Source organism: uncultured Allobosea sp. (genome assembly GCF_945956895.1).
Lineage (GTDB): Bacteria > Pseudomonadota > Alphaproteobacteria > Rhizobiales > Beijerinckiaceae > Allobosea.
In genome coordinates, this window is the sequence record NZ_CAMFJF010000098.1 from 1 (window position 1) to 7,736 (window position 7,736).

Annotated in this window: 7 protein-coding genes; all 7 read left to right on the forward strand. The window is 67.6% G+C overall.

What is annotated here, in order from left to right; all coding sequences use genetic code 11:
- Positions 1–39: 39 nt before the first annotated feature.
- From Q0Q02_RS22055 to Q0Q02_RS22085, 7 genes are read left to right on the forward strand one after another with little or no spacing between them, the layout of a single operon-like run.
- Positions 40–900 (forward strand): xanthine dehydrogenase family protein subunit M, encoded by an 861-nt coding sequence (locus Q0Q02_RS22055; protein ID WP_293812748.1) that lies wholly within the window; start codon positions 40–42, stop codon positions 898–900.
- The gene (locus Q0Q02_RS22060; protein WP_293812750.1) at positions 897–1,409 is read left to right on the forward strand and encodes a (2Fe-2S)-binding protein; all 513 of its coding nucleotides are present in this window, start codon (positions 897–899) and stop codon (positions 1,407–1,409) included. Before Q0Q02_RS22055 ends, Q0Q02_RS22060 begins: the two co-directional genes overlap by 4 nt.
- Positions 1,406–3,781, forward strand: coding sequence for a xanthine dehydrogenase family protein molybdopterin-binding subunit (locus Q0Q02_RS22065; protein WP_293812752.1), 2,376 nt, complete (start codon positions 1,406–1,408; stop codon positions 3,779–3,781). The genes Q0Q02_RS22060 and Q0Q02_RS22065 overlap by 4 nt, the downstream gene beginning before the upstream one ends.
- A 36-nt stretch (positions 3,782–3,817) precedes the next feature.
- Positions 3,818–5,062: an ABC transporter substrate-binding protein gene (locus Q0Q02_RS22070; protein WP_293812753.1), complete on the forward strand. Its 1,245-nt coding sequence runs from the start codon at positions 3,818–3,820 to the stop codon at positions 5,060–5,062.
- A gap of 34 nt (positions 5,063–5,096) precedes the next feature.
- Positions 5,097–5,969, forward strand: a complete 873-nt coding sequence (locus Q0Q02_RS22075) for a branched-chain amino acid ABC transporter permease (protein WP_293812755.1) — start codon at positions 5,097–5,099, stop codon at positions 5,967–5,969.
- Between the two features lie 43 nt (positions 5,970–6,012).
- Positions 6,013–6,978, forward strand: coding sequence for a branched-chain amino acid ABC transporter permease (locus Q0Q02_RS22080; protein ID WP_293812758.1), 966 nt, complete (start codon positions 6,013–6,015; stop codon positions 6,976–6,978).
- On the forward strand, positions 6,975–7,730 hold the full coding sequence (locus tag Q0Q02_RS22085) for an ABC transporter ATP-binding protein (RefSeq protein WP_293812757.1): 756 nt from the start codon (positions 6,975–6,977) through the stop codon (positions 7,728–7,730). The genes Q0Q02_RS22080 and Q0Q02_RS22085 overlap by 4 nt, the downstream gene beginning before the upstream one ends.
- Positions 7,731–7,736 lie beyond the last annotated feature (6 nt).

Here is a 7,736-nt window from a genome sequence, read left to right on the forward strand (position 1 = left end):
ACAAATCTGGCCTGGAAACGCACAACGGAGTTCGGAGCCTTGAAAGCCCGAGCCTTCAGCTATTTTCGCCCCGCCACGATCGCGGAGGCGCTCGCGGTCTTCGCCGAGGCCGGCGGCGATGCCAGCTACATCGCCGGCGGGCAGAGCCTCGCGCCGGCGCTGGCCCTGCGCCTGCAGGCGCCGGAGCGCCTGATCGACATCGCTCATATCCCCGAACTGCGCGGCATCTCGCTGGAGGATGGCAGCTTGCGGCTGGGCGCGTTGACCCGGCATGTCGAAGCGCATGACGATCCGTTGATCGCCAGATACGCGCCGCTGCTTTCGCTGGCCGCCCCCCATGTCGCGCATCCGGCGATCCGCAACCGCGGCACGCTCGGCGGCAGCGTCGCCCTGGCGGATCCCGCTTCCGAATTCCCGGCGATGATGCTGGCCATGGATGCCGAAATGGAGATCGCAGGTTCCGAAGGCGCGCGCCGCGTGCCCGCCGCGGCGTTCTTCCAGGACCTCTACCAGACCGCGATCGAGCCCGGCGAATTGCTGGTCGCGTTCCATATTCCCGCCGCGCATCCGAAGCATCGCTGCGCCTTCGACGAACTGGCGCGCCGGCGCGGCGATTATGCCATCGTCGGTTGCGGCGCGATGCTCGGCCTGGAAGGGGCCCTCGTCGAGGAAGCCCGCATCGCCTTCCTTTCGGTCGGCCCCGTTCCCGTGCGGGCCAGGGCGGCGGAAGCCGTGCTCGCCGGAGGCGTGCTCGACGGCGAGGCTATCCGCCGGGCACAGGCGGCGCTCGCCGACGACCTCGATCCGCAGGACGACGAGCAGGTGCCGGCGGCGATGCGCCTGCATCTGGCGCGCGTCCTGCTCGGGCGCCTGCTCGGCCGGATCGCGGAGGCATCATGACAGCGGCCGTTCCCGTCACCATCACGATCAATGGCGAGACGCTGACGCGGCTGGCCGAGCCGCGCGAGACGCTGGCCGATTTCCTGCGCCGCGATCTCGGCCTGACCGGCACCCATGCCGGCTGCGAGATGGGCGTCTGCGGCGCCTGCCTCGTCATGCTGGACGGCGTGCCGGTTCATGCCTGCCTGACCTTTGCGGTGCAGGCAGGCGGCGCCGCCGTCGAGACGGTGGAAGGATTGAGCGAAAGCGCCGTGATCGCCGATCTGCAACGCGCCTTTCACGGGCGCAACGCGCTGCAATGCGGCTTCTGCACGCCCGGCATGCTGGTCACCGCCCATGGGCTTCTGACACGCAAGGCGATGCCGAGCCGGGAGGAGATCCGCGACGCCCTCTCCGGCAACTACTGCCGCTGCACCGGCTACGAGGCGATCGTCGATGCGATCGAGGCCGTCGCGCGCTGCCGCGCTGCAGGCGAGACCGCAGCCGCCTCCCTGGAGGAGCCGGCATGAACGCGCCGCTCGGCACACTCGATCGCCCGAACTCCTATATCGGCCGCTCGGTCTCGCGCCCCAACGCCAAGCGCCTGCTGGCGGGACGGGGCCGCTATGTCACCGACCTCGTACTGCCGCGCATGCTGCACGCCGCCTTCCTGCGCAGCCCCTATGCCCATGCCCGCATCGTTTCGATCGATGTCGCGGAGGCGCGCGCGATGCCCGGCGTGAGGCTCATCGCGGCCGGGGCGGACCTAGCGAAGCTGTGCAAGCCCTGGAGCGGCACGCTCGACCATTTCAAGGGCATGAAATCGGCCTCGCAACTGCCCCTGCCGCTCGAGGAGGTGCTGTGGGCCGGCCAGGCGGTCGTCGCGGTGGTCGCCGATACGCGCGCCCAGGCTGAGGACGCGGCCGAGGCGATCGCGGTGGAGTTCGAGGAGCTGCCGCCGGTCGTCGACGTGGACACCGCACGGGAGCCGGATGCCGACCGGGCCGCTGTCGCCGTCTCTGACAATCTCTGCTTCGGCAGCCGGCTCGATACCGGCGGCATCGACGAGATCTTCGCGGAGGCCGCCCATGTCGTCGAGGAGGAGTTTCATTTCGGCCGGCATACGGCGGTGACGCTGGAGCCGCGCGCGATCCTCGCCGACTGGGATGCGAGCGAGGGCAAGCTCACGGTCCATCACGCGACACAGACGCCCTACCAGTTCCAGGACCTCTATTCGCGCCATTACGGCATCCCGGAAGCGAGCGTGCGCGTCGTCGCCCCCGATATCGGTGGCTCCTTCGGCATGAAGCTGCATGTCTATCACGAGGACATGGCGGTCGTGGGCCTGAGCATGCTCTGCGGGCGGCCGGTCAAGTTCGTGGCGGACCGGATCGAGTCCTTCGTTTCCGACATCCATGCCCGCGACCACCGCGTGCGCGCCCGCATGGCGCTGGATGCCGAAGGCACGATCCTGGCGATGGACGTCGACGACGTCACGGCGATCGGGGCGTTCTCGACCTATCCGCGCACCAGCGCGGTCGAGGGCAACCAGGTCATCCGGCTGATGGGCGCCCCCTATCGGTTCGACAGCTACCGCGCCGAGCTTTCGGTCGTCTTCCAGAACAAGGTCCAGACCAGCCAGTATCGCGCTGTCGGCCATCCGATCGCCTGTGCCGTCACCGAGCGGCTCGTCGACATGGCCGCCGCCAGGGCCGGCGTCGATCCGGTCAGCCTGCGCGAGAGGAACCTGATCCCGGACGACGCCTATCCCTGCGCCTCTCCGACCGGATACCAGTTCGAGGCGCTGTCGCACCAGAAGAGCCTGGCCAGGCTCAAGGCGCTGATGGGCTACGACGCGCTGCGGGCGGAGCAGGCGGCGCTGCGTGAGCGCGGCATCCATCGCGGCATCGGAATCGCAAGCTTCGTCGAGATCTCCAATCCGAGCCCGGCCTTCTACGGCATCGGCGGCGCGCGCATCTCGGCACAGGACGGTGCCGTTCTCGCGGTGACGCCGGCCGGCGAGGTCCGCTGCCAGATCTCGGTGACCGAGCAGGGGCAGGGCACCGAGACCATCATCGGCCAGATCGTGGCCGATCAGCTCGGGATCGCGCGCGAACAGGTCCGCGTCATCACCGGCGACACCGAGAACACGCCCCATGGCGGTGCGACCTGGGCCTGCCGCGGTGCCGGGATCGGCGGCGAGACCGCGCTGCAGGCGGCCCGCAAGCTGCGCGGCAACGTTCTGTCCCTGGCCGCGACGATCCTGCAGGCTAGGCCCGGCGATCTCGACATGCGCAACAGCGTCGTCGTCGATCGGTTGAGCGGTATGGAACGCATCGACCTCTCGGAGATCGCGCGCATCGCCTATTTCCGCTCGGATACGCTGCCCAAGGATGCGAGCGCCCAGCTCACCGTCGCGCATCATCACGCGCCGCAGGGCTATCCCTTCGCCTTCACCAACGGCGTGCAGGGCTGCCATGTCGAACTCGACGTCGAGACCGGCTTCGTGAAGATCCTCAAGCATTGGGTCGTCGAGGATTGCGGGCGCATCATCAACCCGCTGCTGGTCGACGAGCAGGTCCGTGGCGGCGTAGTGCAGGGGCTGGGCGCGGCCTTCTTCGAGGAATGCCGCTACGACGAGAACGGCCAGCTGACCAACGGCTCGCTGGCCGACTACCTCGTGCCGATGGCCGGCGAGATGCCGGACATCGTCATCGCCCATATCGAGACGCCGACGGCCGACACCGCGCTAGGCGCCAAGGGCTGCGGCGAAGCCGGCACCGCCGCGGCATCCGCCGCCGCGCTCAATGCCGTCAACGACGCGATGGCGCCCTTCGGCGCGAGCATCGCGCAAATCCCGATGACGCCGACACGCCTGCTAAGGGCGCTCGGAACGATCTGAACAACGACAAGAACAAGGACCGCGGAGGAGACGATCATGACAGACAAGAGCAAGAGCCTGCCTTCACTCACGCGCCGTGCCACGCTCGCGGGCCTCGCCGCCGGCGGCGCGACGCTCGCCATGCCAGGCATCCTGCGCGCGCAGGGGGAGAGCATCCGCATCGGCTTCCCGACCCCGCTGACCGGCCCTTTCGCCGCCGAGGCCAAGGATCAGGTCAAGAGCGCCGAACTCGCGGTCAAGCTGATCAACGACAAGGGCGGCATCGCCGGCCGCAAGGTCGAGCTGCTCGTACGCGACGATAAGCTCAATGCGGGCGAGGCGGCGACGCGCACGCTGGAACTGATCGAGAAGGACAAGGTCCACGCTATCGTCGGCGCGCTTTCCAGCGCAGTCCAGCTCGCGGTCAACGAGGTCACTCGGGCGGGCGGCGTCATCTACGTCTCGATCAGCCAGTCGGACACCATCAACGAAATCAAGGATTTCAGCCGCTTCACCTTCCACGAGGCGCTGAACCCGCACATGACGACTGCGGCGGTGGCCAAGCACACCTTCAAGAAGGACTCCAAGGTCGCCTATCTCGTCGCCGACTATGCCTATGGCCACGAGATGCTGCGCGGCTTCAAGCGGGCGCAGCAGGCCATCGGCGCGACCAGCGTCGGCGAGATCCTGCATCCCTTCGGCGCGGCCGATTATTCGACCTTCATGCCGCGGCTGCGCTCAATGCGCCCCGACATCCTCTGCATCTGCAATTTCGGCCGCGACCAGGCGAACTCGGTCAAGCAGGCGGTCGATTTCGGCATGAACCGCCAGTCGAAGATCGTGGTGCCCGTGCTGCTGCACAACCAGCGGCTGGCCATCGGCCCCGAGGCCTTCGAGGGCGTGATCGGCGGCGCCAACTACTATTGGGGCCTCGAGGATACGATACCGGCGGCGAAGAGCTTCAACGACGCCTTCAAGGCCGCCAATGGCGGCGCCTATCCGACCGACTACGGCGCCTATGGCTTCAGCGGCGTCTATTCGCTGCTGCTCGCCATGGAGAAAGCGGGCGGGACCGACACCGACAAGGTGATCGCGGCGCTCGAGGAGCTGAAATACGACATCGCCAAGGGCTCGCAGCACTATCGCAAATGCGACCATCAGTCGGTGCAGTCGGTGCTGGTGCTCGAGTCGAAGAAGAAGGCCGAGATGAAGAACGAGGCCGACCTCTTCAAGGTTCTCGCCACGGAGCCCGCTTCGGAAACCATTCTGCGCAGCTGCGCGGAGCTGGGCTTCCCGGCCTGAGCATCGCCGACACACGCGTCATGGAGGGTCTGTGATGGACGCCGAACTCATCGCGATGCAGCTCTTCTCGGGCGTCGCGCTCGGGGCGATCCTGATCATGGTCGCGCTCGGCCTGTCGATCATCTTCGGCATGCTGGGCGTGGTGAACTTCGCCCATGGCGCGCTGTTCATGATCGGGGCCTATGCCGGGCTCTGGGTCGCGTCGCTGACCGGCAGCTTCTGGTGGGGGCTGCTGATCGCCCCCATCACCATCGGCGCCTTCGGGATGCTGATCGAGCGTTTCCTGATCCGCCCGCTCTACAAGCGGTCGATCGACGACCCGCTGCTGCTGACCTTCGGGCTTGGCTATGTGCTGGTCGAGGCTGTCCGGATCGTCTTCGGCAGCGACGGGATCCCGTTCCAGACCCCGCCGGAACTGGCCGGGGTCGCCGATCTCGGCATCGGCTTCTTTCCGATCTACCGGCTCTTCGTCGTCGCGGTCGTCGCCGTCATCCTCGTGCTGCTCTGGCTCGGGCTTGAGAAGACGAAATTCGGGCTGATCGTGCGTGCGGGCGCCAAGGATCCGCAGATCATGCGCGTGCTCGGCGTCGACATCTCGAAGGTGTGGCTCCTGGTCTTCGGGCTCGGCATCGGATTGACCGCGCTGGGCGGCGTGCTCGCCGCGCCGATGCGCAACGTCAATCCGGAGATGGGCTCGCTCGTACTGGCGGAGGCCTTCGTCGTCACGGTCATCGGCGGCATGGGCTCGCTCGTCGGGGCCGTGGTCGCGGGGCTGCTCGTCGGCGTCGCGATCAGCATGACGGCCCTGTTCGCCCCGGAGATGGCGACGATCGTGATGTTCGCGCTGATGGCGCTCGTGCTGTTGGTGAGGCCGCATGGCCTGTTCGGCAAGCCGGTGCGTGGCTGAGGAGATGACGATGACCGCTTCCGACTCCTCCGTCGCCGCTGTCATGGCCGGCCCGGCCGGCCACAGGGGCTGGCGCGCAAGGCTGACGGCCTGGCGCGTTCCCCTCTCGATCCTGACCCTGTGCCTGCTGCCCTGGATGCTTCCTTCCCAGGCGCTCGCCGTCAATGTGCTGATCTACGGGCTCGTCGCGGTCGGCTACAATCTGCTGTTCGGCTACACCGGGCTGCTCTCCTTCGGCCATGCCGCCTTCTTCGGGGCCGGCGCCTACGTCACCGGGATCGCGATCGGCAAGTTCGGCCTGCCCTGGTACGCGGCCGTCGCGCTGGGTGTCGTCGCCGGCAGCGCGCTCGCCTTCGTCATCGGCCTGCTCTCGATCCGGACCCGCGGCATCTATTTCTCGATGGTGACGCTCGCCCTGTCGCAGCTCGTCTACTATGTCGCGCTGCAGGCCTCCTCATTGACCGGCGGCGAGAACGGGCTGCGCGGCTTCACCGTCGCCAGGATCGACCTCTTCGGCTGGACGGTCGACTTCCTCGACCCGCTGAAGAAGTACTACGTGCTCATGGTCTTCGCGGCGGCGGCCCTGTGGCTGGTCTCCCGCATCCTGAACTCGCCCTTCGGCGCGGTGATCGAGGCCATCCGCGAGAACGAGACCCGGGCGCGCGCCTGCGGCTACGACGTCGAGCGCAGCAAGCTGATCGCCTTCACCCTGTCCGGGGTGATCTGTGCGCTGGCCGGGACGCTCTCGGCCCTGCATCTGGCGATCGTGCCGCTCGACATCCTGCACTACCAGACCTCCGGCATGATCGTGATGATGACCCTGCTCGGTGGCGCCGGCAGCTTCTTCGGCCCCTTCGTCGGTGCACTCGCCTTCCTGCTGATGGAGGATGTGGTCTCGCTCTGGACCTCGCACTGGCAGATCGTCGTCGGCAGCGTCTTCATCCTGTTCGTGCTGTTCCTGCCGAAGGGCATCTGGGGCACGGCGCTTGCCTGGAGGGCAGGTCGATGAGCGCTCCCCTGCTCGCGGTCGAGAATATCGGCCGGCGCTTCGGCGGCTTCGTGGCGCTGGAGGGCGTCACCGCTTCCTTCGAGCCGAACAAGGTCACGGCGATCATCGGGCCGAACGGGGCCGGCAAGAGCACCTTCTTCAACGTGCTCTCCGGAGTGCTGGCGCCCTCGACCGGCTCGATCCGCTTCAAGGGCAGCGACATCACCGGGACGCCGCAGCACCGTTTCGCGCATTTGGGAATTGCGCGCTCCTACCAGATCACCAACATCTTCCCGGAGCTCTCCGTCCACGAGAACGTGCGCGTGGCGGCCCAGGCCTTCCGCTCGCGCTACGACATCTGGCGGAACCGGGCCTCGATGACCGAGCTCGACGACAGGGCCGATGCCGCGCTCGCCGCCGTCGGGCTGACGTCGCGTCGCGGCGCGACGTCGAAGTTCCTCGCCCATGGCCAGCAGCGGGCGCTGGAGATCGCGATCGCGCTGGTAGCCGATCCCGAACTGCTGCTGCTCGACGAGCCGACCGCCGGCATGGGGCCGGAGGAGACCAAGGACATGGTGGCCCTGCTGGAGCGGCTCGCGGCCGGGCGCACGATCCTGCTGGTCGAGCACAAGATGAAGATGATCCTCGGACTTTCCGATCGCATCCTCGTGCTGCATCACGGCCGCCTGATCGCCGATGGCAGCCCGCAGCACATCCAGACGGACCCCGAGGTCCGCCGCGTCTATCTGGGGCAGAACCATGGCTATGCTTGAGGTCGA

What these genes read in the sequence shown, in the direction of transcription:
- Q0Q02_RS22070 (WP_293812753.1), top strand. Translation starts at nt 3,818, where the DNA reads ATGACAGACAAGAGCAAGAGCCTGCCTTCACTCACGCGCCGTGCCACG.
- Q0Q02_RS22060 (WP_293812750.1), top strand. Translation starts at nt 897, where the DNA reads ATGACAGCGGCCGTTCCCGTCACCATCACGATCAATGGCGAGACGCTG.
- Q0Q02_RS22075 (WP_293812755.1), top strand. Translation starts at nt 5,097, where the DNA reads ATGGACGCCGAACTCATCGCGATGCAGCTCTTCTCGGGCGTCGCGCTC.
- Q0Q02_RS22085 (WP_293812757.1), top strand. Translation starts at nt 6,975, where the DNA reads ATGAGCGCTCCCCTGCTCGCGGTCGAGAATATCGGCCGGCGCTTCGGC.
- Q0Q02_RS22065 (WP_293812752.1), top strand. Translation starts at nt 1,406, where the DNA reads ATGAACGCGCCGCTCGGCACACTCGATCGCCCGAACTCCTATATCGGC.
- Q0Q02_RS22080 (WP_293812758.1), top strand. Translation starts at nt 6,013, where the DNA reads ATGGCCGGCCCGGCCGGCCACAGGGGCTGGCGCGCAAGGCTGACGGCC.